General features: G+C 40.8%; 18 protein-coding genes. 10 read left to right on the top strand and 8 right to left on the bottom strand.

Translation table 11 applies throughout. The features are described 5' to 3' along the window. Positions 1 to 61 precede the first annotated feature (61 nt). Complete coding sequence (locus FZC76_RS12540) at positions 62 to 1,492, bottom strand: hypothetical protein (protein WP_148988532.1); 1,431 nt, start codon at positions 1,490 to 1,492, stop codon at positions 62 to 64. Between the two features lie 187 nt (positions 1,493 to 1,679). Between FZC76_RS12540 and FZC76_RS12535 the strand changes: the two genes are divergently transcribed. Next, entirely contained in the window at positions 1,680 to 3,182 is a 1,503-nt protein-coding gene (locus tag FZC76_RS12535) for an amidase family protein (protein WP_148988531.1), read from the top strand. Between the two features lie 65 nt (positions 3,183 to 3,247). Here FZC76_RS12535 and FZC76_RS12530 read toward each other — a convergent pair whose 3' ends face one another. Beyond that, complete coding sequence (locus FZC76_RS12530; RefSeq protein ID WP_148988530.1) at positions 3,248 to 3,844, bottom strand: vWA domain-containing protein; 597 nt, start codon at positions 3,842 to 3,844, stop codon at positions 3,248 to 3,250. A gap of 85 nt (positions 3,845 to 3,929) precedes the next feature. Here FZC76_RS12530 and FZC76_RS12525 point away from each other — a divergent pair, with 85 nt between their 5' ends. The 6 genes from FZC76_RS12525 to FZC76_RS12500 all read left to right on the top strand — a co-directional run bounded on the left by FZC76_RS12525 (position 3,930) and on the right by FZC76_RS12500 (position 13,327). After that, complete coding sequence (locus FZC76_RS12525; RefSeq protein ID WP_148988529.1) at positions 3,930 to 4,433, top strand: helix-turn-helix domain-containing protein; 504 nt, start codon at positions 3,930 to 3,932, stop codon at positions 4,431 to 4,433. A 101-nt stretch (positions 4,434 to 4,534) separates the two neighbouring features. Further along, the gene (locus FZC76_RS12520) at positions 4,535 to 7,669 is read left to right on the top strand and encodes a DEAD/DEAH box helicase (RefSeq protein WP_148988528.1); all 3,135 of its coding nucleotides are present in this window, start codon (positions 4,535 to 4,537) and stop codon (positions 7,667 to 7,669) included. 19 nt (positions 7,670 to 7,688) lie between these two features. Further along, on the top strand, positions 7,689 to 8,408 hold the full coding sequence (locus tag FZC76_RS12515) for a DUF2161 domain-containing phosphodiesterase (RefSeq protein ID WP_148988527.1): 720 nt from the start codon (positions 7,689 to 7,691) through the stop codon (positions 8,406 to 8,408). Positions 8,409 to 8,795: 387 nt separating this feature from the next. Beyond that, positions 8,796 to 9,422, top strand: a complete 627-nt coding sequence (locus tag FZC76_RS12510; protein ID WP_148988526.1) for a metal-dependent hydrolase — start codon at positions 8,796 to 8,798, stop codon at positions 9,420 to 9,422. 180 nt (positions 9,423 to 9,602) lie between these two features. Continuing rightward, a complete protein-coding gene (locus FZC76_RS12505; RefSeq protein WP_148988525.1) occupies positions 9,603 to 12,413 on the top strand; it encodes a hybrid sensor histidine kinase/response regulator in 2,811 nt (936 codons plus the stop codon). 89 nt (positions 12,414 to 12,502) lie between these two features. After that, positions 12,503 to 13,327, top strand: a complete 825-nt coding sequence (locus FZC76_RS12500; RefSeq protein WP_148988524.1) for a CheR family methyltransferase — start codon at positions 12,503 to 12,505, stop codon at positions 13,325 to 13,327. Between the two features lie 23 nt (positions 13,328 to 13,350). Here FZC76_RS12500 and FZC76_RS12495 read toward each other — a convergent pair whose 3' ends face one another. Next, positions 13,351 to 14,496, bottom strand: coding sequence for a SpoIIE family protein phosphatase (locus FZC76_RS12495; protein WP_148988523.1), 1,146 nt, complete (start codon positions 14,494 to 14,496; stop codon positions 13,351 to 13,353). A 188-nt stretch (positions 14,497 to 14,684) separates the two neighbouring features. Between FZC76_RS12495 and FZC76_RS12490 the strand changes: the two genes are divergently transcribed. The 3 genes from FZC76_RS12490 (at position 14,685) to nhaC (ending at position 18,467) form a co-directional block, all read left to right on the top strand. After that, a complete protein-coding gene (locus FZC76_RS12490; protein WP_148988522.1) occupies positions 14,685 to 15,431 on the top strand; it encodes a YqcI/YcgG family protein in 747 nt (248 codons plus the stop codon). Positions 15,432 to 15,542: 111 nt separating this feature from the next. Beyond that, positions 15,543 to 16,670 (top strand): histidine kinase N-terminal domain-containing protein, encoded by a 1,128-nt coding sequence (locus tag FZC76_RS12485; protein WP_148988521.1) that lies wholly within the window; start codon positions 15,543 to 15,545, stop codon positions 16,668 to 16,670. 396 nt (positions 16,671 to 17,066) lie between these two features. Then, positions 17,067 to 18,467, top strand: a complete 1,401-nt coding sequence (gene nhaC / locus FZC76_RS12480) for a Na+/H+ antiporter NhaC (RefSeq protein ID WP_148988520.1) — start codon at positions 17,067 to 17,069, stop codon at positions 18,465 to 18,467. A gap of 48 nt (positions 18,468 to 18,515) precedes the next feature. On the opposite strand, the gene FZC76_RS12475 is transcribed toward nhaC, so the two are convergent. The 5 genes from FZC76_RS12475 to FZC76_RS12455 all read right to left on the bottom strand — a co-directional run bounded on the left by FZC76_RS12475 (position 18,516) and on the right by FZC76_RS12455 (position 23,038). Next, complete coding sequence (locus FZC76_RS12475) at positions 18,516 to 20,024, bottom strand: gluconokinase (RefSeq protein WP_148988519.1); 1,509 nt, start codon at positions 20,022 to 20,024, stop codon at positions 18,516 to 18,518. 342 nt (positions 20,025 to 20,366) lie between these two features. Next, entirely contained in the window at positions 20,367 to 20,564 is a 198-nt protein-coding gene (locus tag FZC76_RS12470) for a YfhD family protein (protein ID WP_148988518.1), read from the bottom strand. 322 nt (positions 20,565 to 20,886) lie between these two features. Then, on the bottom strand, positions 20,887 to 21,009 hold the full coding sequence (locus tag FZC76_RS12465) for a YfhE family protein (protein WP_148988517.1): 123 nt from the start codon (positions 21,007 to 21,009) through the stop codon (positions 20,887 to 20,889). Between the two features lie 104 nt (positions 21,010 to 21,113). Beyond that, positions 21,114 to 21,677 carry a GNAT family N-acetyltransferase gene (locus FZC76_RS12460; RefSeq protein WP_060666546.1) on the bottom strand — a complete coding sequence of 188 codons (564 nt, stop codon included), beginning with the start codon at positions 21,675 to 21,677 and terminating at the stop codon, positions 21,114 to 21,116. Between the two features lie 233 nt (positions 21,678 to 21,910). Then, the gene (locus tag FZC76_RS12455; RefSeq protein ID WP_148988516.1) at positions 21,911 to 23,038 is read right to left on the bottom strand and encodes an amidohydrolase; all 1,128 of its coding nucleotides are present in this window, start codon (positions 23,036 to 23,038) and stop codon (positions 21,911 to 21,913) included. Positions 23,039 to 23,044 lie beyond the last annotated feature (6 nt).

Raw genomic sequence — 23,044 nt, 5'->3', positions numbered from 1 at the left:
ACATACCCAATTTTAACAGTCAAAAGCCTTCATCCATAAAAGAATGAAGGCTTCACATTCATTAGTATAACCAGAGACCTACTAACGTTGCTACAATCAAACCAATTATAACGGGTACAAAACTCCTACGTACAAGCTCCATTACAGGAACCTTCGCAAAACCTGCAACAGCTACAAGGGAAGACCAGGCAATCAACGTTCCGCCGCCAACCCAGACAGAACCCATCTGTCCTATTGCTGCAAGTGTGGCAGCTTCCACACCAACACTTTCACCAAGGGCTCCAGATAGCGCTCCAACAAGAGGGAGTCCCGAGAAGCCAGAACCATCTAACCCTGTTATCATCCCGATTAGAAGTATTCCAAATCCTGCGATAAATGAACTTTCAGGGATATATGACTGACCGGCAAGTATCAGGTCAAACAGGAAGGAGGGTGTCTCCTCAGCAGGAGTTCCCAAGATTCTAGAAGCAAGTTCCCCACTGCCAATAAAGAAGAATCCAGCAATCGGAATAACCGGCCCCATCGCCCTAAAGGCAAACAAGAAGCCTTTGACAATATTGTCACTGACAGTTTGAAGGGAGGTACGTGCATTAAGGAAGTATGACGCTCCAATTAATAGAATGAGTGAAGCTCCACCTATAAGGGCCGCGCCAGCTCCACCCTCGAGAGAAGGAATGACATCGGAAAATTTGGCCAGAACCATATAGATGATGATAGCTAAAAATGTTCCTGGAACTAAGATAGCAAACAGTGTACTGTATTTGCTTTTTGTCACACGTCCGCTTTCTGTCACACCATCCGTGTCACCGCTCTGGTTATCTACATTGTTCCATTTTATTAAATGCTCATTTGACGGTCGCACAATAAGCTTGCGTATCGAAATATAAGCAAGTGTGATAGCAACTGCTCCTGTCACAAGGGATAAGATGAAACCGCGATCGGCTACCGTACCAATGTCAACTGCAGCAGCGGTGGCTGTTAAAGATGGGGCAATTTGGATAATGTAATCCGATGATAGCGCCATCCCTTGACCGGCAAGGGAAATAGCGATGGCTGCCCCAATCGGTGGAAGTCCTGCTCTAACGGCAACTGGAATTAAGAGTGCACCGACAAGCGGTACCGCTGGAGTAGGCCAGAAAAATAGAGAAATCGCATAAGTAACAAACACAATCACCCAAAACGAGACATGCCCGTTTTTCATCACCCGCTGAAAAGGAGTGATCATTTGTTCATCCGTACCTAATGATTTAAGGGAATGTAAAAGTGCCGTCATGATGGCAATAATCAGGAAGATATTAAAAAGCTCTCCTGCTGCAACCAAGCTGGCGTTAAATATGGTTTGAAGTCCGAAAATGAAGGACCCACTGAAAATCCACCCCACTAAAAAAGTCACCAGTATGGCAGGAACCACTACATTTTTCCTGAACAACATTGTAAGGATGATAACTAGTGTACCAACTAAATACATCCAATGCGCTGCAGTCAATTCCATCTGTATCAAAACCCCTCTCAAAGGCGAATAAGCCCAAGATGTAAATATTTCTGTATGGTAGCCTATGTTAAAAGGTGGGCTTTGGTGCTGATAGTGGAAACTACATATTAAAATGTAATATTTATTGATTACTAGACAGAGGTTTATTCACCTGCATGAAGGAATAGAGTATAGAGAGGTGATAACGTTGAAGAGGGATGAATATAAAAAGTATGACGGACTCGGACTGGCGGAATTGGTAAAAAAGAAGGAAGTCAAGCCTGCTGAACTGTTAGAAATGGCGGTCAGTGAAATTGAGACGCAAAATCCCCAACTGAATGCGGTTATCCATTCGATGTACGAACAGGCAAGGACTACCGCGGGAATGGCTATCACAGGGCAGTTTGCAGGGGTTCCAATTCTATTAAAAGATATAGGTCAGGAGATAAAAGGTGAACCAAAAACGCTAGGATCTAAAGCTCTATACAAATATAGGGCCAAGAGAGACTCTGAATATGTAAGTCGTCTGAGGAAAAGCGGCTTTCTGTTTTTAGGACAAACAAATGTCCCAGAGTTTGGCTTGATGGCAATAACAGAGCCTGTTGTATATGGTCCTGCAAAAAATCCATGGAAACTTACTCATACCCCTGGAGGTTCAAGTGGTGGTTCGGCAGCAGCGGTGGCATCAGGGATGGTTCCAATTGCAGGAGCAAATGATGGAGGAGGCTCCATTCGTATTCCTGCTGCATACTGTGGTCTGTTTGGGATAAAACCTACGAGGGGAAGAACGCCGGTAGGTCCGCAGCTTGGTCGGTTTTGGCAAGGAGCGGCAGTTGAACATGTGTTGACAAGGACTGTAAGAGATAGCGCAGCAGTCTTAGATGAATTAAAGGGAGCTGAAAAAGGAGCGGCATTTTCCATTCCAGATTATGATGGAAGTTTCTTGGATATTATTCAACAACCGATAGAGAAAAAGCTCCGAATTGCTTACTCTACTAAATCGCCAATTGGTACAGAAGTTCATCCTGACTGTGTAAAGGCAGTAACAAAAACTTTAAAATATCTAGAGACAGAAGGTCACAGTCTTGAAGAGAAAGATGCACCGATAGATGGGAAGAAAGTTGCCACAAGTTATCTTTCCCTCTACTTTGGAGAAGTTAGCGCTATGGTTTCTTCCCTAGAGGAGATACTTGGAAGGAAAGCTACTTTAAATGATGTGGAGCCTGCAACTTGGCTACTTTCCCTCATTGGTAAATCCATGTCTGCGCAAGAATTCGTCCTCAATATGAGGGAATGGGATGTTGCAGCATATGCAATGGAAGAATTTCATGAAACCTATGATTTATATATAACGCCTGCCACTGCCTTTCCCCCTGCAAAAATTGGAGATCACAAACTTACGCCGCTTGAGAGTATTGCTCTGCAAGTGACGGGGAAGTTAGGATCTGCTGCAATCCTCAAGAAAATGGGTATTGTGGAACAACTTGTACAAGAAAGCTTAAAAAGAGTTCCTTTCACGCAGCTTGCAAACTTGACGGGGCAGCCGGCTATGTCGTTACCAGTCCATGTGACAAAGGAGGGTCTCCCAGTAGGTGTCCAGTTAATGGCAGGGCGAGGGAAAGAAGACCTGCTTTTGCAGATGGCAGGGCAGATAGAAAAAACAGAACTCTGGGTAGGTATGGAAGAGTTGCTATCCACTACTGCAAAATAAAAGAAATGAAGAGGGGAACCCGTGTAGATGAAGAAGGTTCCCTTTTGACTTTTTCCAGCATTATATCAATCTTCTATTACTTGTATCCTTTTCTCAGAAACGATGTCACATACATTTTCATACATCATCTCGACGCCTTTGTTGGTAGCTTCAAAGTTAAATGCTCGATCCCCCTGTATGCCTAAGTTTTCCGCTTCCTTTGCAACGTCGATATTCGCTCCCATGAAAATGAATTGCCAACTATATTTTTCTTCTTGGTGACGGATTAATTCTTTTACTCTCGGATACGTGACCTCTACACTTGAATTTTCCATGCCGTCGGTGGTGATGACAAAGATTACATGACCAGGCCTTGAAGCTTTTTTCGTACGTGACAAGCGGTTTCCGACATCTATTATAGTTTTTCCAATTGCATCCAACAGAGAGGTAGTGCCCCTAACGTAATAGTCTTCTCTTGTTAACGTAACATTCTTGGCATCTACACCGTTCCACAGAATTTCCACTTCATCGTCGAAAAGGACGGTGGTAACAAGGGTTTCTCCTTCATGTCTACATTGTCTTTCCAAGAATGCGTTAAACCCTCCAATTGTATCCTTTTCCAGGCCTCCCATGGACCCGCTTCTGTCCAGTAGAAAAATAATCTCAGTTAAGTTTTTATTCATTTTCATCATCCTCCTTCATGCTATAATAATAACTAACAATATCCATAAAATGGTCGCCTTCAAAGCGACATTTGGAGGTAGGGGAATGGTAGATAAAAAGTTTTTGGAGGAACTCGAACAATTTATTTGGCAGCATCAAATTCATGATGTGTTGGAAAAAGAAGATTACAACTGCTACAACGAATCACCTATTTTACATGAAAAAAGTGATGTGTTTGAGATTGAAGAGTTCATTAAAAACAATAAGAAGCCGACTTTGCAACAGGTCCTGTTTCAGTATATGGATCGCCATGGCGGAACAGATGCGGAGATATATAAACAGGCCGGTTTGGACCGAAAACACTTTTCTAAAATAAGAACCAACCCAGAGTATCGCCCCAAAAAAGCAACGATTGTGGCATTGGCTTTTGCCTTGGGACTTGATGAAGAAGAAACAGAAGACCTGCTTGGTGCTGCAGGGTATTCCTTATCCGGAAATGATATTCCAGATCTTGTAGTCAAATTCTTTCTGATGAAGGGGATCTATGACCTTGCAAGAATGAACGAAGCGGTTGATGATATGAAATCAAAGAGTTTAAGAAGCATATAGAAATGCGGGGACACAGCTTGCAGACTAGGGGGCTGTGCTTCTTATTGTGTGTTACAATCTACTTTAGAAAGTCGAAATCCACCCTGAAAGGAGAACACCACATGAACATAAAAGTAGATAAAAAACTCATCCAGGAACGATGTGGTTCTGTTTCCTTAAAAAGCGGGGAGGCATTTCGCAGATCGGATAAAGTGAAAATAGAAGAATGGACTAACGAAAAGTGTGTTGCTGTTGTTACGACCTCTGAGGAATTTCGTGTTGTCGTAACGGCGGACGGAACGGAGGACTTTCACACAAGCTGTACTTGTCCAAAGCTTGCTTCCGTAAAAATAGAATGTCAACACGTTGCGGCTGTGCTCTTGACGATTTATGAAAGTCATTTGTCACAGCATGACCTGTCAGAAGAAGTGTTTCGGCTTTTCCAAGCAGATAAGAAACCTACAAGTGGCAGTCAGCTCCATTTCGAAAAAAGAGAAGTGGTAGACGTAGCTTTTGGCTTGAAACCGGTAGTAAATGATAAGGGGAATTCTCTTGGAATAGAGCTTTCGTTGCACCAGAACGTTGTACAAGATCCACGTAAACTATTACATGATATAAAGAATGGAAAGAAAAGTGACTTGTTTGACCCAGCTGTTCATTGCTTTAAAAACAAAGCGGATGCTGTTATTCAATATTTGATAGACATTCTAGATGATGAAAAAACATTTATGGAGGAAATGGAAATAGTGCCGCAAGAACTAATTATTCCACCTTCCTCCTTTAGAAAAGTTGCACCGCTTTTACAGCAAGTAGATGTGAACATACATCTTAATAAGCAAGAATATAAAAGCTTTAAGTTAATAAAAGAGCCCCTTTCCCTTCATTTTTCTTTTACAGAAGATAATGCAAATGGGGTTCTACTAAAGGTTGATGGGCTAAAGAGTTTATTAGTTTTCAGAGCATATAATACAGTTTTTAAGGATGGATACTTTATTTCCTTAGATACAGATGACTGCCGTCGACTCTCTGAGTTGAAAAGAATGTTGGATGCCTCAAGGACAAATTCCATCCCTATTGCTATAAATCAAGTGGAGATGTTCGTTGAAAAGGTAGTGCCGGGCCTACGGAAACTTGGAAAAGTGGAACTTGATGATACGGTCGCCAAACGTTTTGCAAAAACCCCGTTAGTAGCGAAACTCTATCTTGACAGAGTGAAAAACCGGCTTTTAGCAAGTTTAGAGTTTCAATATGAACAGGTGATGATCAATCCTCTAGATCCAAGAGAGCACCGGATGAACACCATGATTATCCGCGATTATGATAAGGAGCAAATGATTCTTGATTTAATGGAGGACAGTGAATTCGGAAGTACGGAAGAAGGGTACTTCTTGCACAACGAAGAATTGGAGTACCAATTCCTCTATCATGTGCTGCCTAAGTTGCAACGTTTTGTACAAGTGTATGCGACTACTGCTATTAGAAATCGAATTTTTAGGGAGCCAGCTAAACCGCAAATACGAATTAGAGTAAAAAAAGAACGGACCAACTGGCTTGAATTTAAATTTGAAATGGACGGTATTCCAGAATCTCAAATCAGGGAGCTTTTAAGTGCACTAGAGGAAAAGAGAAAATACTACCGTTTGAAGAATGGCTCATTGCTTTCTTTGGAAACGAGGGAATTTGAAGAGATTCAACGTTTCTTGCAAGCCAATCCAGTGCAGAATGAGGATTTAGAACAGGGTTTGAATATACCCATTATTAAAGGCTTCAAGATGATGGATTCCGTAACAGATCAAGGTGTGTTTTCTTTAGAAGATAGTTTCCGACAGTTTCTGGAGGAAATCCAAAACCCAAGTGGTGACAATATTCCGGTTCCAAATCAAGTGGATAATATCTTAAGAGATTACCAAGTACATGGCTATAGATGGATGAAAACATTGGCTCACTACGGGTTTGGTGGAATCTTGGCAGATGATATGGGGCTTGGGAAAACCTTGCAGAGTATCACGTTTATCCTCTCAGAGATACCTGCTATCCGTTATAAAAAATGTCCGGTATTAATTGTTACACCTTCTTCATTAACCTATAACTGGCTTAGTGAAATCGGAAAATTTGCTCCAGAGATAAAGGCTGTCATTATAGATGGCACACGAAAGGAACGCGAGCAGGTTTTTTCACAGATAAAGGAAGTGGATGTCGTCATTACTTCATATCCTTTGTTGAGACGTGATATTCATCTTTATGCGACTAACCTGTTCCATACGGTATTTTTTGATGAAGCACAGGCCTTTAAGAACCCAGTTACTCAAACGTTTCGAGCAGTGAAAAGAGTGGAAGCCGATTATAAATTTGCTTTAACAGGGACTCCTTTCGAAAATTCTCTGGAAGAGCTGTGGTCCATTTATCATGTTGTCTTTCCTGAGTTGTTTATGGGATTGAAGGAATATAGCAATTTAACAAGGAAAACCATTGCGCGTAGGATCCGGCCATTTATGCTGCGACGCGTGAAGGAGGAAGTACTGGCGGAGTTACCAGAAAAACTGGAAAGTCTCGAGTCAGTGGAGCTTTTACCAGAGCAAAAGAAGCTTTATGCTGCTTACCTTGCAAAGCTCCGACACGATACATTGAAGCATTTGAACAAAGACACATTGAGGAAAAATAAAATCAGGATACTAGCTGGGTTAACAAGGCTACGTCAGATTTGTTGTCATCCCACGCTTTTTGTTAACGGATATAAGGGTAGATCGGCTAAGTTCGAAATGCTCTTACAGTTAATTGAAGAGTCCCAGCGCTCAGGAAGAAGGGTGCTTATTTTCTCTCAGTTTACTAAAATGCTGGAACTGATAGGAAGAGAGCTTGCCTATCAAGGACTGTCCTACTTTTACCTTGACGGCCAAACTCCATCAGAAGAAAGGGTAGAGCGTTGTGAAAGGTTCAACTCTGGGGAAAGAGACTTTTTCTTAATTTCGCTAAAGGCAGGAGGGACTGGTCTTAACCTGACAGGTGCCGATACGGTTATCTTATATGATCTTTGGTGGAATCCTGCAGTGGAAGAACAGGCGGCTGACCGTGCCCACCGAATGGGCCAAACGCAAACGGTTCAGGTGATAAAGCTTGTTGCAAGGGGAACAATCGAAGAAAAAATGAACGAACTGCAGGATAAAAAGAGACATTTAATTGAAGAAATTATAGACCCTGACGAAAGAGTGTCAAAAGCATTAACGGAGGAGGACATCCGAGAGATTCTTTCCATTTAGGGGAGGTTGGTGTGTAAGCATGACAGAAAAGAAAAAAATGTATGAAGTAGATTTGTATAAGCCTATTCAAAAGCATTTTGTGAAAGAAGGCTATGAAGTGTACGGGGAAGTGAACGACTGCGATATTGCGATGGTGAAAGGTGAAGCGATTGTTGTTGTAGAGCTAAAGCTGACTTTAAATGTTCAGCTGCTCATTCAGGCGACGAAGCGGCAGAAGCTTACAGACCTTGTTTATATAGCAATACCAAAGCCATCTTTTAGTAGGCGATCAAAGCGTTGGACAGATCTGTGTCATTTAATTAAGCGGCTTGAACTGGGCTTGATTGTGGTGTCATTCAGTGGGCGCGGGAAGCGCGTGGAGGTAATATTTGATCCAGTTCCGTTTGACCGGGCGAAAAGCATGGGTCAAAATAAACGCAAGCGTGATGCATTGGTCAAAGAGATGGACGGGCGTTCATCTGATGTCAATCTCGGTGGCAGCAGCCGAGTAAAAATTAGAACTGCTTATAAAGAGAACTGCGTCCAAATTGCCTGTTATCTAGAGAAGTATGGTCCTCTATCGCCAAAGGCTTTGCGGGATTTAGGAACTGGCGAGAAAACCTCTTCCATTTTAACAAAGAACTATTACCGCTGGTTCGAACGGGTAAAACGCGGGACCTATGTGATCAGTGAAAAAGGGAAGACGGAACTTCGGGAACATATAGAGCTTGTGGAGCACTTTATGAAGAAAATGGAGTGAGTTAGAGACCCTTCTGCACTTTTAAGTGGGAGGGTCTTTTTATATTAGAGTTTAGTATGACGGGAGGGGATTCGTGTATACCTAGAGGGGGTATGTAGTCAGAGAATCGGGCGAATATTAAAGGTAATCGGGCGGAAATTTCAATTTACGTGCGATTTACAGGTACAATCGGGCGATTCGCAATTTCCACTCCGAAAAAAGTTACAAACAAACCTATATTTTCCGAACATACCCCCACCCCAACCACGAACATTCAGGACTTTTGCACCTGAACAGAACAAATGTTTTCTTGTACAATAGCTAAAATGTGATGTTACATAACCTACGATTTAGGAGAAATCCCAACACATCACCAATTCAGAACGTCAGACAGAGGTGAAACAAAACATGAATGGAACTGCACATGCAGCCATAGGGGCAGCTACAGGTTTCGCAGTAGCAAACACGTTGTACACATCCCCGACTACCACGCTTATTTTAGTCAGCTTGGGGACCATATCAGGTCTTGTGCCAGACCTTGATATTGACGGGAAACTTCGCGGAAGAATAACGTTATCCCACAAAGTGACGAGATTAATTGCTCAAATCATAGGAACAATGATGATCCTATACAGTTTATATGAAGGAAGCCTAGAGGAAAAGTTAAGGGGAATAGGAATTGGAGCGCTTATGATTCTTATCTCTTCCTTAATAAAACAGAAACATATGCTGACCATCACTGGTGCAGGGGTAATACTCGGAGGGGTTTCCCTGCAACAAATGTGGGTAATACTTTTTGGTGTCTATATCATAGTAGCTTCCTTGGTGTCCCACCGAAGTTATACCCATTCCCTGCTTGGTGTAGCATTTTTCGCTTACATAGCTTTGAAGCTAGAACACTCCCTATCTATCAATGGAGTATTCTATACATGCACCATCTCCTATATCAGCCACCTGATCGCTGATATGAAACTTCTTCCCTTAAATAAAAGAGGAATTCAACTGTTCCTTCCATTATCATCTAAGGAGATATGACAAAATGCCGGGTTTTTCTAAAATGAAAAGAGCCCGGCATTTCGTTCTTTTCTCTCTTCTAAATAAAAACTTACTTCTCCGAGCATCCAAACTCGACCACCGTTTCCTTCTACTGGTATAATCAATATAGATAATTGTGCACGTTTTCAGCATCATAAACCAATGAAAGTGGGAGTTGCGGTGAGCTTTAAGAAAAAACAATTTGTTGGTCTGGGAATTACGGTGATTTCGCTTGTTTTGCTATTGTCTGTAATTTTATTAATGACCAATTCTATGAAGACAAATATGCTGGAAATAGTAGAAGACAGGTATTATAAAGTCAACAAAGCAACTGATATTAGACAGTTGTTCTATGAAACAGACAGGCAGCTGTTGTTTGTTATTAATCGGGATCCTTCAGAGGATATAAATGATAATCTAGAAAATATTGCAGAAAATAGGGAAGCTGCTAGGACCAACATTATAGAGTTGGAAGCTGTTTTGGACCGGAGCGAAACAAAAGCTTTAATAAGTAGTATTCAAGAACGTTACGATTCGTACTGGGTTATGGAACAACAAATCGTTTCCGAAATTAATAATGGTGCTTCCAACGAAGATCTGCAAGAAATCTATGTTTCTCAACTTGATACGAGAACAGAACTCCTGCAAGACATATCGGATTTTAAAGATATGCAGGAATCGTTTATGCAAGATACCTTGGCAAACGCGAATGAAACCTATCAAACTCTAATCATTATTATGGTTACTGCCGTCATCTTATCATTAATGGTAATTGTCTTGACCACACTTTGGGTAATTCGAAGCACCAACAGACGTCTAGATGAAGTAAAGAATGGTATTAAAGATATTAACTACACAGACCTATCTGCTTTGCCTAGATTAAGCACAGACATAAAGGATGAAATCGGAGAAATATCGGTAGCTTTTAATACAATGGCTTCATCTATAGAAACCTATCATAAGAAAGAAAAACAGTTTACAGAAGAAATTGGTAGACAAAACTGGGTGCAAAAAAATTCTGCAGATATTATTAATCTGTATCATCGTAATGTTTCTACAGACTCGCTTGCAGAAAAGTTTATTGCAACCTTAACACCTCTTATGGATGCAAAACTTGGTGCTTTTTATCTGTTGGATGGGGAAGGGAAAGAATCCTCATATAGAAAAATTGCGACCTATGCCGACGGTGCAGAAGATGTTGGGGGAGAAGCATATAAGCTTCGTGAAGGCTTGGTAGGGCAGTGTGCCTGGGACAAGAAGGTAATCCTTCTTGAGGATGTCCCTGAAGGCTATTCGGTCATTACGACGGGAATTGGCCATATTAAACCGAAGAGCATCATCATTGCTCCTGTCATCATAAAAGATGAAGTGATCGCCGTCATCGAAATGGCGACACTGACGGAATTTACAAAAACACACCGCCAGCTTTTAAATAAAGTGCTTGAAACACTTGGTATTGCTATTACAAACATTTTAGGAAGAATGGAAGTCGAGCGCCTATTGCTTGAATCACAAGCGCAGACAGAAGAGCTGCAATCTCAGTCGGAAGAATTGCAGGCTCAGTCAGAAGAGCTTCAGACTCAATCAGAAGAACTGCGCATGATAAATGAGCAGCTTGAAGAACGGTCCCGTGATGCAGAACAGAAATCTGCGGATCTTCAACATGCGAAAACAGAGCTGGAAGAAAAAGCAAAACAACTTCAACTAAGCTCTAAATATAAATCGGAGTTTTTAGCAAATATGTCCCACGAGCTGAGAACACCGCTTAATAGTATTTTACTTTTATCAGAAATGCTTGCGGAAGATCCGGAAGACCAATTGACAGATGAACAAAGAGAGTTCTCCCGTGTCATCAATTCTTCCGGTCAGGATTTGTTGAATCTAATAAATGACATTCTTGATCTTTCCAAGGTCGAAGTGAAAAAGTTAGAAGTGATGTTTGGAGAAGTGAACGTAGAAGAGTTCATCAACCGACTGGAGCTACAGTTCACCCATATTGCCAAGCACAAAAAGCTGGATTACGAGATTGTTAGAGGCAATCAGCTGCCAGATGTATTTTTTACCGATGAACAGCGTCTGCAACAGATTGTAAAAAATCTATTATCAAATGCTTTTAAGTTTACAGAACAAGGGAAAGTCTCCGTAAAAATTGAAAAAGCCCTAAAGAGGGATCTTCTAAGAGCGAATGTAAAAGTAAAGGCGGATACTTGGTTGAAGATTTCTGTAGAAGATACCGGAATTGGCATTTCCAAGGACAAGCAGTCCCTTATTTTTGAAGCCTTCCATCAAGGGGATGGAGCAACTATGAGAAAGTATGGTGGAACTGGACTTGGCCTTTCCATCTCCAAGGAATTCTCTACCCTCTTGGGGGGCAGTGTGTTTGTAGAAAGCGAAGAGGGCGAAGGAAGTGTATTCACTCTGTTAATTCCTAGTCTGCCAAAAGGAATGCCTCAATTAAAAGAAGTAGAGGCAGCGTGGCAGGAGGTGGCATCCACATCTGAAACCGATTTGTTGGAAGAGGAAAACTTGGTTCTAGATATGGCGAGGAAAGAAGAAGTACGTAGTGGTAGCGAATCGCAAACACTAGTGGAAGAGAATGATATTTCTAATATCCTAAAAGGAAAGACGGTTGTCGTGGTAGATGATGACCATCGAAACGTCTATGCCTTAAATAATGCATTGAACAAAGAGGATATGAACATCTTAACTGCAGAAAACGGATTGCAGTGTCTCGATATCCTCCATGAAACGGAACATGTTGATATCATCTTGATGGATATTATGATGCCGGTTATGGATGGATATAAAGCTATTAAAACGATACGTAATCTAGAAAAACATAAAGACGTTCCAATCATTGCCCTTACAGCAAAAGCGATGAAAGGTGATCGAGAAAAATGTCTGGAAGTGGGAGCTTCAGATTATATCAGCAAACCACTGAAACTTGATCAACTATTATCTGCGATGCGAGTTTGGGTAGCAAAAAATTAGGTTATAGACAAAAGGAACGGTTACGGTTCGTTGGATGCGAGTAACCGTTCCTTTTTATAAGATTTGAGTTTTTGGAGGCAAGATTACAAGTGGACAAGCAAGACTTGGAATTAGAATTATTTTTAACCGCAGTTTACCGGCTTTCGGGGTTCGATTTTCGAAAATATATGAAGTCTTCCATTTTGAGAAGAGTGGAAAATAGATTAAGGTTAGAAGGGTTAAAAAATATAACAGAGCTGACAGAACGAGTAATTCATCACGAAGTATTTTTGAAAAAAATATTAGATGATTTTTCTATTAATGTTACGGAGATGTTCCGTGATCCTTCTTTTTTCTTGTCTTTCCGGGAAAAGGTGATTCCTCTTTTAAGAGAATTACCGGAAATTCGTGTATGGCACGCAGGCTGTTCTTCTGGAGAGGAAGCCTACTCAATGGCCATTCTTCTAGAGGAAGAGGGAGTCGGCCATAAGTCGAAAATATATGCTACGGATATGAATGAGAAGATCTTGGAGAAGGCACAAAAAGGGATCATTCCCCTTTCGAAAATGAAAACATATACGAAGAATTATATGCAAGCCGGTGGCAAAACAGCCTTTTCGGAATATTATCAATCTGATCATCAGTTTGCCTATATAAAAGAAAACCTGTTGAACAGAATAGTGTTTGCTCAGCATAACCTTGTGACAGATCGTTCGTTCAATGAGTTTCATATCATTGTTTGCCGTAATGTATTAATTTATTTTAATTTGGAACTGCAATTTAATGTGATTCAATTGTTTCAGGAGAGTCTTGGGACTGAGGGATTCCTTGGGCTTGGGAGCAAAGAGGCGTTACGTCTTGATGCCCATCCTGGTCTTGAAGAGTTTGATGTGTATGATAAGATTTATCGCAAAAAAAAGGAGAGCCAGGGTTAATCCAGCTCTCTCTTTTTATGCCTTTATCTTGCTTGTATCATTACGACGCACATATCGTCTGAGGCTTGTTGTTGCATGTCAGCAGGTAAGACTAGGTTAATAGGTTCGGGGATGTTAGGTAGATCCCAGAGTTTTGAAGCGGATTTTATAAACTGAGGGTATTGATTCAAGCCCACTTTCTCCATTGTTTCCACAACACCATCTGTATAAAGCATAATTTGAACGGACTTCTTATAAGTGATCTTCGTTTTCTTAACATCCACGTTCTCAAAGAACCCTAAGGCACATGTACGATTAGATAGTTCCACTACTTCATCTTCATCAACGAACGCAAAACCAGCTGGATGGCCAGCATTCACATATTCCATTGATTTTTCATTTGTATCAATGACAAGGTAAATAGCTGTAAAATAATATGGAATTTGCTGGTTCCGTAAATTGAGGGCATGCATCCAGCGATTCAATTCACTGATAACGAATTCAGGGTCTGCACATCCTCTGATAGAGTCTCGCAGTACCGAGGAGATGAACATGCATACTAAGGAAGCGGAAATGCCGTGTCCCATCATGTCTAATAGTATGACGGCATATCTCGTATCGTCGACCTTATACCAATAGTACATGTCGCCTGCAAGTTTATAGGCAGGAATGTAGGATGCTTTTACAGTGAATTTGTCTTCTGTGATTGGTTCGCTTAACAGACTATTCTGTACTTGCTGAGAAAGGTCCAATTGATTTTTTATCTTTTCCGCCTGCTTTTTATTCTTATCCTTCTCCTGTTTAAGTCGAAGAACCACCCGTATACGTGCCAATAATTCCGTCTTATTGATTGGCTTCATGACATAGTCTAATCCACCTGCATCCAGGGCTTCTGCTACCTTATTAGAATCTTCTAGTGCTGTGACAAAAATAACAGGGATATCTTTTAGGTGTGGAATGGTCTGAAGAGTTCTACACGCTTCAATTCCATCAACTTCAGGCATCATGATATCCATTAAGATGATATCGACGGACATTTGAGGTGAAGCGGAATTATTATTATTATGTAAATAGGTAAACATTTCGTTAGCGGATGTGAAGGATAAATAGTCTTTGTATCCCGCTCTTTTCAAGATATTTTCTATAACGAATAAATTTACTTGGTTATCATCGACAATTAGTATGCCCATATTCTTTTTTCTCCTCTATCTTTCTAGAATAGTAAACACCCCACATCTTAATACCCTCTTCCAAAATAGATGAAACCTTTTCCCAGAATATATTTTGCTTGTATGCTTGGCCATGTTTTACCTGGCAGGTTTAAGGGTAGTTGGCTTGTTAGGAAGGTTGTTTAACTACTAACTTTAGAGGTGATGTAATGGAAACCACAGTTCGATCCACAAAAGGTAAGTTGCTGACAAAGGAAGAAATGACAAATGAGAAAATTGTACCCAAATGGGTTTTGCAAGAATATAAGAATTTCAGAGAAGTAGTAACAAATAAAACATTTCCTTGTTATTTTGGAATGAGTGCAGAAAAGAAAGGAGAACTTCGTTATTCCTATATTAGTCATGATAATTGGAGCCATTTGCCGGATACTTTAAAGGAATTTAATGCCCTGTTTGATCCGGAGAAACCACTTGTACGACATGGTCTCTTTCTTTTTGTCGAGCCAGAGAAAGAAGAAAAAACTATTCCTTACTATCGGGAATATTTTTGGGATATTTTGCAGTTTTTACATATGAAAGATGATCAACCATGGCCTAAAGACTATCCTACAGATCCAGATCATCACCTGTGGGCCTTTTCTTTTGCAGAAGAGCCGTATTTCGTCTTTGGGAATGCTCCTGCCTACAAACAGAGAAAGACAAGAGATTTAGGGAACAGTCTAATTCTAGGGTTCCAGCCGAGAAGGATATTTGAAGGACTAGAAGGGACGTCAAAGGGTGGTATTATGTCTCGTGAGAAGGTAAGGGAGCGTGTGGAGAAATGGGATCAGCTCCCAACACATCCTAATATTAGTCACTACGGAGATCCAGACCATCGAGAATGGAAACAATATTTTATTGGAGACGATGTAAAACCTATTGAAGGCAAATGTCCTTTCTCCATGATGAAAAAATAAGAGGTATCCAACTAACATCATTGTTGTTCAGAATATTTTATCTTCTGCTGAAATTTTCTGTTATGATAGATATAGATTATCCGAAAATAACGTAGAAGGTGGCTGGCAAGTATGGACGCTGCTCAGAAACTCATTTTGTTCTTAGAAGAAAATCACGATCAATTTATCCGAAATTGGAGAAGTAGGAGCGTAATTTCGGAAGAAGATATATATAAAGAAGAAGTAGTGCGCAATGGCTGGCAAATGTATCAGCTAATTAAAAAGGCCATTAAAGATCCCTTGACTGAAGACGAAATCATTAAGCTCGCCAACAAGACAGCGCATGAACGAGTCCAAGCTAATGTTAACATCAGCGAGTTTGTATACAATGTGAATACAGGAAGAAGTGAAGTTGTTAAGTGGGTTTGGAATTCCGGAATTCCATCTGAGGAACTGCAACCGTTCATCGACCAGATAAATGCCCTTTTTGACAAGTTTTCTTACCTGGCTGTTAGGAAATACACAGAGATCAAAGAAAAACAGTTGGAAGAAAAAGAGCTATATATCAACCAAACACATAAAGAGCGCCTTACCATTCTTGGGCAGATGAGCTCAAGCTTTGTCCATGAGTTCAGAAACCCTTTGACCTCGGTAATTGGGTTCACAAGGCTCTTGCAGCATGAACTTCCTGACCATCCGTATTTGGAGATAATGCGTCATGAATTGGATCAGCTTAATTATCGCATTTCTCAATTTTTACATGTCTCTAGAAAAGAATTGATAGAGAGTAAGCGTGAAGAAGTGAACTTATCTTTCCTTTTACAAGAATTGGTAGAATTCTTGTATCCTAGTTTACTAGACGGAGATGTAGTTATTCAATTGGACATTGATCCTTCCATCAACATGATGGCCAATAAAGATGAATTAAGGCAGGTTTTTTTGAATCTGATTATTAATTCCATAGATGCCTTACAGCAGGAAAAGGGTGGCTCTCGTACCATTCAAGTGGTTTGTATGGAGAAGGGGGCATTTACCGAGCTATCCATCTCCAATAACGGACCGAAAATTGATGAAGACGCCATCCACGCTATTTTTGAACCGTTCTTTACTACTAAGGATTTAGGTACAGGAATAGGACTGTATATCTGCAAAAAATTGATTGAAAAACACGATGGTAAAATATTTTGTCAATCTAATGATGAAAAAACCAGCTTTGTTATTCGATTGCCTAACTCATTAATACATGAACAATCCTCCTAAGAAAAACGCAGGAGGATTTTTTTGTTGTTGACAAGCGTTAAAATATATATTATCTTAATAACAACACTTTAACACCTAAAAGCGTTTAAGCGTTTAAGTGTGTTAGCGAAACTTAGCCGAGTTGAGTTTAGTAAATAAATAGGTTGGTAGCTATGTATAAGAGTAGTTTTCCTTACTGCAGCAAATAGAGACTGGATGGTTGGTGAAAATCCAGGCGTGATGAAGATGAAGTACAATACATATTTTTAACGGCTATCATAGCAGATGAGTGGGCAATTTATATGTTGCCAATTAGGGTGGTACCGCGGAGCTTCTTCGTCCCTTATGTTAGGGATGAGGAAGCTTTTTTGGTGCAAATTAACAGGTAGGCAAACTTACTTTTTTGGAGGGAACATCATGGAGCAGCAAATACAAAAAGAAAAAATAAACATTAGCGGCCTTGCAGCTCTTTGTTTGATTAGCAGCATCATCGCAATCATTTCTATATCACTATTTTTTTTTAAAGCAGAGCCTCATATACCGATTTTTGCGAGTATCATGGTATTGATTTTCTTTTCCTTCGTTAAAGGACATTCTTGGGACTTTATTGAAACCGGATTAAAAAATGGTTTAAAGGAAGGTCTGACGCCGATTTTATTATTTATTCTCATTGGAATTTTGATTGGGGTGTGGATGCTTTCTGGTACAATTCCGACGTTCATCTACTATGGAGGTCAGCTCATTTCCGCACAATTTTTCCTTCCTAGTGTGTTTATCATTACCGCAATCATCGGTATTAGCATTGGTAGCTCTTTTACTACTGCTGCAACGGTAGGGGTTGCCTTTATCGCGCTTGGGACAGGGATGGGACTCAATCCGGCTATAGTGGCAGGAGCCATAATTTCAGGGGCTCTTTTAGGAGATAAAATGTCGCCTCTATCAGATACCACGAATATTGCCTCTGCGGTATGCAAGGTCGATTTGTTTGAGCACATCCGCCATATGTTATGGACAACTATCCCTGCAGCAATTATTTGCTTGGTGGTATTCGGACTTTTCTCAACTGGTAACGGTGGTGGGCAGATAGGGGATTTTGCAGAGCTGCCTAAGGTGCTAAAAGAAGAAGGCATGGTGAGCATTTGGGCATTAATACCGGCTGTTGTCATGTTTGGAGTAGCCCTTAAACGTGTACCTGCAATTTTTGTCATGATGGTCGGCATTATCGTTGGTGCAGTGATGGCATTTGTCCTTGAACCAGGCGTTCAAGTTGGGCAACTTATGGATGTCATGCAAAATGGTTATACAGGGGCAACTGGAGACGAAGCGATAGACAGCATATTGACAAAGGGCGGAATCCAAAGCATGATGTGGTCGGTATCCCTTGTATTACTTACCTTAAGCATGGGTGGATTGATTCAACAGCTTCGAGTGATGGAACGAATACTCGTCATGATTCAATCTTTTGTATCATCCACAGGAAAATTAATTTTCGCCACAGTTGTAACAGCAATTGGAGTAAATGTAACTGTGGGAGAACAGTATATGTCTATCATATTGACTGGTCAAGCCTATGAAAAGGAATACGAAAAACAAGGAATTGCTCCTAAAAACTTGGCAAGAGTGTTAGAGGACGCTGGAACAGTTATCAATCCATTAATTCCATATGGAGTGAGTGGTGTATTCATGGCAGGGGTGCTTGAAGTACCTGTGTTGGATTACTTGCCGTTTGCCCTGTTTTGCTTAGTTAGTCCGTTATTAAGTTTGTTTTATGGGTTTACTGGGATTAGTATTAGGAAAAGAGAACAAGCGAAAGTGTAAACAAAAGAGCTAGCAGTCATCAATGGCTGCTAGCTCTTTCATTTATAGTTAATATTGCAACCGGTCGATTTCTGCAAATAACGGTTTATTTTTATTATATAGCTCCCGGTAGAGGTGGTAATATTCTTCATACATGGCCACATTTCGAACAGTAGGCAATACCTCATGCTTGATGGGAATATATGATTTAATAGCTTCAAGGGACTCAACTTCTCCTAGTGCAAACATGCCAAACCAAGCAGCACCCCATGCAGTAGCATGGGTACTTTCCGGTAAGATGACCGTTTTGCGAAAAATATCTGCTGTCATCTGTACCCATAGAGGCGATCGAGCATAGCTACCACTGACCACCAGTTTTTTTGTAGGATGTATGTTTTCATGCAGCTTATCATGAATCTCATACATGTTGAAGATAACACTTTCCATCACGCTGCGAATCATGTCTGCACTTGTGTGCGCAAGAGTGAGGCCCATCCACCCACCCTTTGCTTTTGCGTTCCATTTTGGCGCACGTTCTCCATTCAGATATGGCAGGAAAAATAGACCGTTAGCTCCTGCGCTTGAAGTTGCAGCAAGTGCTTCAAGATCAGACACTTCTACCGTTTCCTTTTTTGTTAAAGAAGAAAATTGTCTTGCTAGCCAATGCATGAGAATCGTCCCATTGTTGGTTGCACCGCCGACGATACGACTTTCTTTCGTAAATGCATATTGAAAGGTACGTTGTTCAGCGTCAATCGTTTTTTGTTTGGTGAATCTTCGAATAGCTCCACTGCTACCAATTGTTAAGGCAGTTTCTCCTTCTTCCGTAGCTCCAACCCCAATATTGGCAAGCACACCGCCACTTGCCCCGATGATAATGGGGGTAGATGTATGTAGTAACAATTCTTTTGCGATATCAGCGGAAAGTGGTCCAACTTGTGTGGTACAGGGAACCACCTTGGATAGCTGGGATTCATTGATACCTGCTATGGCAAGTGCTTCTTCATCCCAACGGAGTGTATGGATGTTGAAAAGCCCTGTTGCAGAGGCAATAGAAAAATCTACTTGCCACGTATTGCACCATTTATATAAAATATATTCTTTTATAGAAACAAAGCGAGTTGCATCATAATACGGTGTATATTGATTCTCTTTCATCCAAACAAGCTTCACAAAAGGTGACATGGGATGAATAGGTGTTCCAGTTTGCTCATATAGGTCTTGGCCGTAAGATTCCTTCATAATGGCAGCCTGTGGATAGCTTCTGCCGTCAGCCCAAGTTATCAAGGGGGAAATTGGTTCGTTATTATCATTGATACAGATCAAACTATGCATAGGAGCAGAAATACTTAGTCCAATAATATCTTGAGGTGCGATTTTTAATTTGCTAATAGAAGTGGAGATGGCCAGACGTGCAGCACTCTCTATCTCCATAGGATTTTGTTCGGAATAACTAGGTTTTGGACGGTAGGTAGAATAGGCATGTTCTGACTCAGAGATCACCTCTCCATTTCTATTGAAAATGACAGATCTGGTTGTGGAGGTGCCAATATCCAATCCAATCATATAGTTACTCATTATCTGCCACACCTCGCTTTATTATAGTATCTTTATTTTAATCGTTGGAGTAGTTGATATCAATCTAATGTGATTAGGTTGGAAAAGATTAGAATTATTGTAATATAGGTATTGGGTAATGTATTTCTTGATGTTTTATGGTTCTAAAGTCATGTTTATTTTCAGTTGTGCACAGTCGATTTCCTTGATAGACGGGATATACACACAGTTATCCACATTATCAACAACATTCTGAAAATTTATCCACATAAAATTATTCGCAATTTAGCGATTAATTTATATTAATATAAATTAAAAAAACCGGGCATGACCTTTTGGATCAAACCCGGCAAAATTGTGGAACTATCTAAAGGTGTCTTTTTTACTGTTCCGTTTAATTCCAGCTGCTGATGCGCGAGCTTGTGCTTCTAGGATCTCATTGTCCGCATGTTGCTCGTTCGCGAATTCTGCATCTTGTGTAGCTTTTTTCATGTTCTTAGGTACTTGTGGAAGTGATGATTTGTTCTTGCCACCTGATTGATGTCCGCGTGAACGTCCCATTCGAAACCCTCCTAAGAATATGCGATAGACATAAGGAACATATGCATGTTGGTCCTTTATGTCTTCTTAAATAGGTTAACCTGAGAAGAGGGCGGTGATGTGAGGGAGATGTTGGAGAAGAAGAGGTCATGGTTCGGGAGGAAGGTTGAAGTTTTTTAGGATGTGGGATTTTTACAATTTTACGAATCGCCCGTAAATTTGAAAAGTCGCCCGAAAAGCATCTAAAATCGCCCGATTAGGTAAAACAATAAAAAACGAGCCTTCATCCAGATGCATGTTGAATGAAGGCACGTTCACAGTCTATCATATTTTCTAAATAGGCCTATCTGCGTCTCTCCGTAAATCCGCCAACTCGATCGGCCATCTTAAACTCACGAGAGTATGTAACTGCCTGTGTTTTGCTTAATGTTGTCTTTACTTTTTCACGACGTTTCTTGTCACTCATCAAGAATCCCTCCTTAATATCTGCATATCACCAGTGTTAGCTAATAAGTGGGAAAATATACTAAAAAACGCCTCCCCCAAAACAATGGGCAGGCGTAAAATTTATTATGCTTCCTTCAACTGATGCTCTTCGTGCAGCACTTCGTGTCCGGTGCGAAGTTTGTATAGAGTATATTGGTCGCGGGAGATCTCATAAAGATTGTAAATATCTTCACCGCCGTTGATTTCATCCAGCAGACTTTTGCGTGTTTCATTTGCCAGAACGACATAAGGTAATTTCTCCGCTGCTTTTGTAGAACGGACATTTACTTTGCGGATGCGCATGAAAATGGATTTAATGTCGAGTTCGTAAAACAGTTCCTCGAAGAACTGGTCCTTGGCAGGCTGGTTGTAGCCTTTGCCATGGTATGGTTTGCCGAGCCAAGTGCCTAGAAATCCAGCTCCGTCTTGCACATCGAAGAGATTGATTGTTCCAATTGGAGTGCCCCACTCATCAAGAATGGTACGTGAAATCAATTCTCCGCGTTCTTCCGCTTCGATGGTCTGTTTTGTAAGGAAAAGAAACTCATCGTAGGAATACGCTTTATGACGCACAAAAGGGAAGACTTCAGGGTGCACCATTAACTCATAAAGAGTTTGAGATTCTTGGAAATCACGTTTTTTGAGCATGTCTAACCCTCCAATTGAGGGCAGAACTGTCACGTTCACGTGAAGACTGGCCCACCCTCGAAATTTTTTAAATTACAAAAAATTTCGGGGTGGGAATCGAACCCACTAGAACCAGTATAACTGGTGGCGCACCATTTGCCTTCCCTAACATTTAAACACATTTGTTAGTTGATTTAATTTTGTTTACCTACGTATCATACTCGATTTTATTTAAAAAAGAAACAACTTTTTTGTTAATTTTTTTGGTAAATTATTTCACCTTCAACCATTGTTATGACTGGCTTTGCAAGGAATTGAAACGGGTGATGAGACCATAGTACCAAGTCGGCATCTTTCCCAGTTTCTATACTCCCAACTCGGTCAGAAACACTAAGGTTTTTAGCCGCTGTTATAGTTATTCCTTCTAGTGCTTTTTGTTCATCTAAGCCTTCCCTCACTGCCAAAGCCGCACACATATTTAAGTATTGGACAGGGGTATAAGGATGGTCTGTTGTGATGGATACTTCCACGCCTGCTTCTGCTAATGCCTGATAGGTTTTCCAGTTTTTGTTTTTCAATTCAATCTTTGATCTCCTCGTCATCGTTGGACCAACACAGACTTTCATGTTTCGGCCACGCAATTCATTTGCAATCAGATGTCCTTCTGTACAATGCTCGATGGTAAATCGCAAATTAAATTCTTCTGCAAAACGGACACCTGACATGATATCATCTGCCCTGTGAGCGTGGATGCGAACTGGAATCTTTTGCTCAAGAGCCATGATAATGGGCTTTACACGCAGATTTTCGGGGTTGTCGTAATATTTTGCCTGATAAAAGGCTTCGCGAAGCATCCCCATAATGCCCATTCGGGTAATGGAATCCTTATTTCCCTGGCTGTGAATTCGTTTAGGGTTTTCACCAAAAGCGACCTTCAACCCAGCAGTTTCTTGTACTATCATTTTGGAGATGTTCACACCATGTGTTTTGATTACTGACGTGGTTCCACCAATAACATTGGCACTTCCAGGCATAACGTGAACAGTCGTGATTCCATACTGAATGGCATCCTGGAATCCAGGGTCAAAAGGGTGAACCCCGTCTAGTGCACGGATATGGGGAGTTAGTGGTTCAACTGTCTCATTGGCATCATTGCCTGCCCAACCAGTCCCTTCATCATATAAGCCAAGGTGGGTGTGCACATCGATAAATCCAGGGAATAAATATTTTTCGTTACATTCTATCACTTTCCCGTTTTCGGGTACGGCTAATCCTTTACCAATCGTCTTAATTTTTCCATTTTCGGTTATCACATCCGCATTATATATCGGAGCTGATGTAACGGGATATACCGTTGCGTTTCGAAACATTACTATACCCATAGAAGA

It is taken from the genome of Sutcliffiella horikoshii, from assembly GCF_008180725.1.
Classification (GTDB): domain Bacteria; phylum Bacillota; class Bacilli; order Bacillales; family Bacillaceae_I; genus Sutcliffiella_A; species Sutcliffiella_A horikoshii_B.
The sequence above is the reverse complement of the archived record's forward strand: the minus strand, read 5'-3'. Positions and strand labels throughout refer to the sequence as shown.

Excerpts from the sequence above, each read along its gene's own strand:
- FZC76_RS12510 (WP_148988526.1), top strand. The coding sequence starts at position 8,796 with ATGAATGGAACTGCACATGCAGCCATAGGGGCAGCTACAGGTTTCGCA.
- FZC76_RS12475 (WP_148988519.1), bottom strand. The coding sequence starts at position 20,024 with ATGAGTAACTATATGATTGGATTGGATATTGGCACCTCCACAACCAGA.
- FZC76_RS12540 (WP_148988532.1), bottom strand. The coding sequence starts at position 1,492 with ATGGAATTGACTGCAGCGCATTGGATGTATTTAGTTGGTACACTAGTT.
- FZC76_RS12515 (WP_148988527.1), top strand. The coding sequence starts at position 7,689 with ATGACAGAAAAGAAAAAAATGTATGAAGTAGATTTGTATAAGCCTATT.
- FZC76_RS12490 (WP_148988522.1), top strand. The coding sequence starts at position 14,685 with ATGGAAACCACAGTTCGATCCACAAAAGGTAAGTTGCTGACAAAGGAA.
- FZC76_RS12530 (WP_148988530.1), bottom strand. The coding sequence starts at position 3,844 with ATGAATAAAAACTTAACTGAGATTATTTTTCTACTGGACAGAAGCGGG.
- FZC76_RS12465 (WP_148988517.1), bottom strand. The coding sequence starts at position 21,009 with ATGAGTGACAAGAAACGTCGTGAAAAAGTAAAGACAACATTAAGCAAA.
- FZC76_RS12485 (WP_148988521.1), top strand. The coding sequence starts at position 15,543 with ATGGACGCTGCTCAGAAACTCATTTTGTTCTTAGAAGAAAATCACGAT.
- FZC76_RS12460 (WP_060666546.1), bottom strand. The coding sequence starts at position 21,677 with ATGCTCAAAAAACGTGATTTCCAAGAATCTCAAACTCTTTATGAGTTA.
- nhaC (WP_148988520.1), top strand. The coding sequence starts at position 17,067 with ATGGAGCAGCAAATACAAAAAGAAAAAATAAACATTAGCGGCCTTGCA.
- FZC76_RS12455 (WP_148988516.1), bottom strand. The coding sequence starts at position 23,038 with ATGGGTATAGTAATGTTTCGAAACGCAACGGTATATCCCGTTACATCA.
- FZC76_RS12495 (WP_148988523.1), bottom strand. The coding sequence starts at position 14,496 with ATGGGCATACTAATTGTCGATGATAACCAAGTAAATTTATTCGTTATA.
- FZC76_RS12470 (WP_148988518.1), bottom strand. The coding sequence starts at position 20,564 with ATGGGACGTTCACGCGGACATCAATCAGGTGGCAAGAACAAATCATCA.
- FZC76_RS12525 (WP_148988529.1), top strand. The coding sequence starts at position 3,930 with ATGGTAGATAAAAAGTTTTTGGAGGAACTCGAACAATTTATTTGGCAG.
- FZC76_RS12520 (WP_148988528.1), top strand. The coding sequence starts at position 4,535 with ATGAACATAAAAGTAGATAAAAAACTCATCCAGGAACGATGTGGTTCT.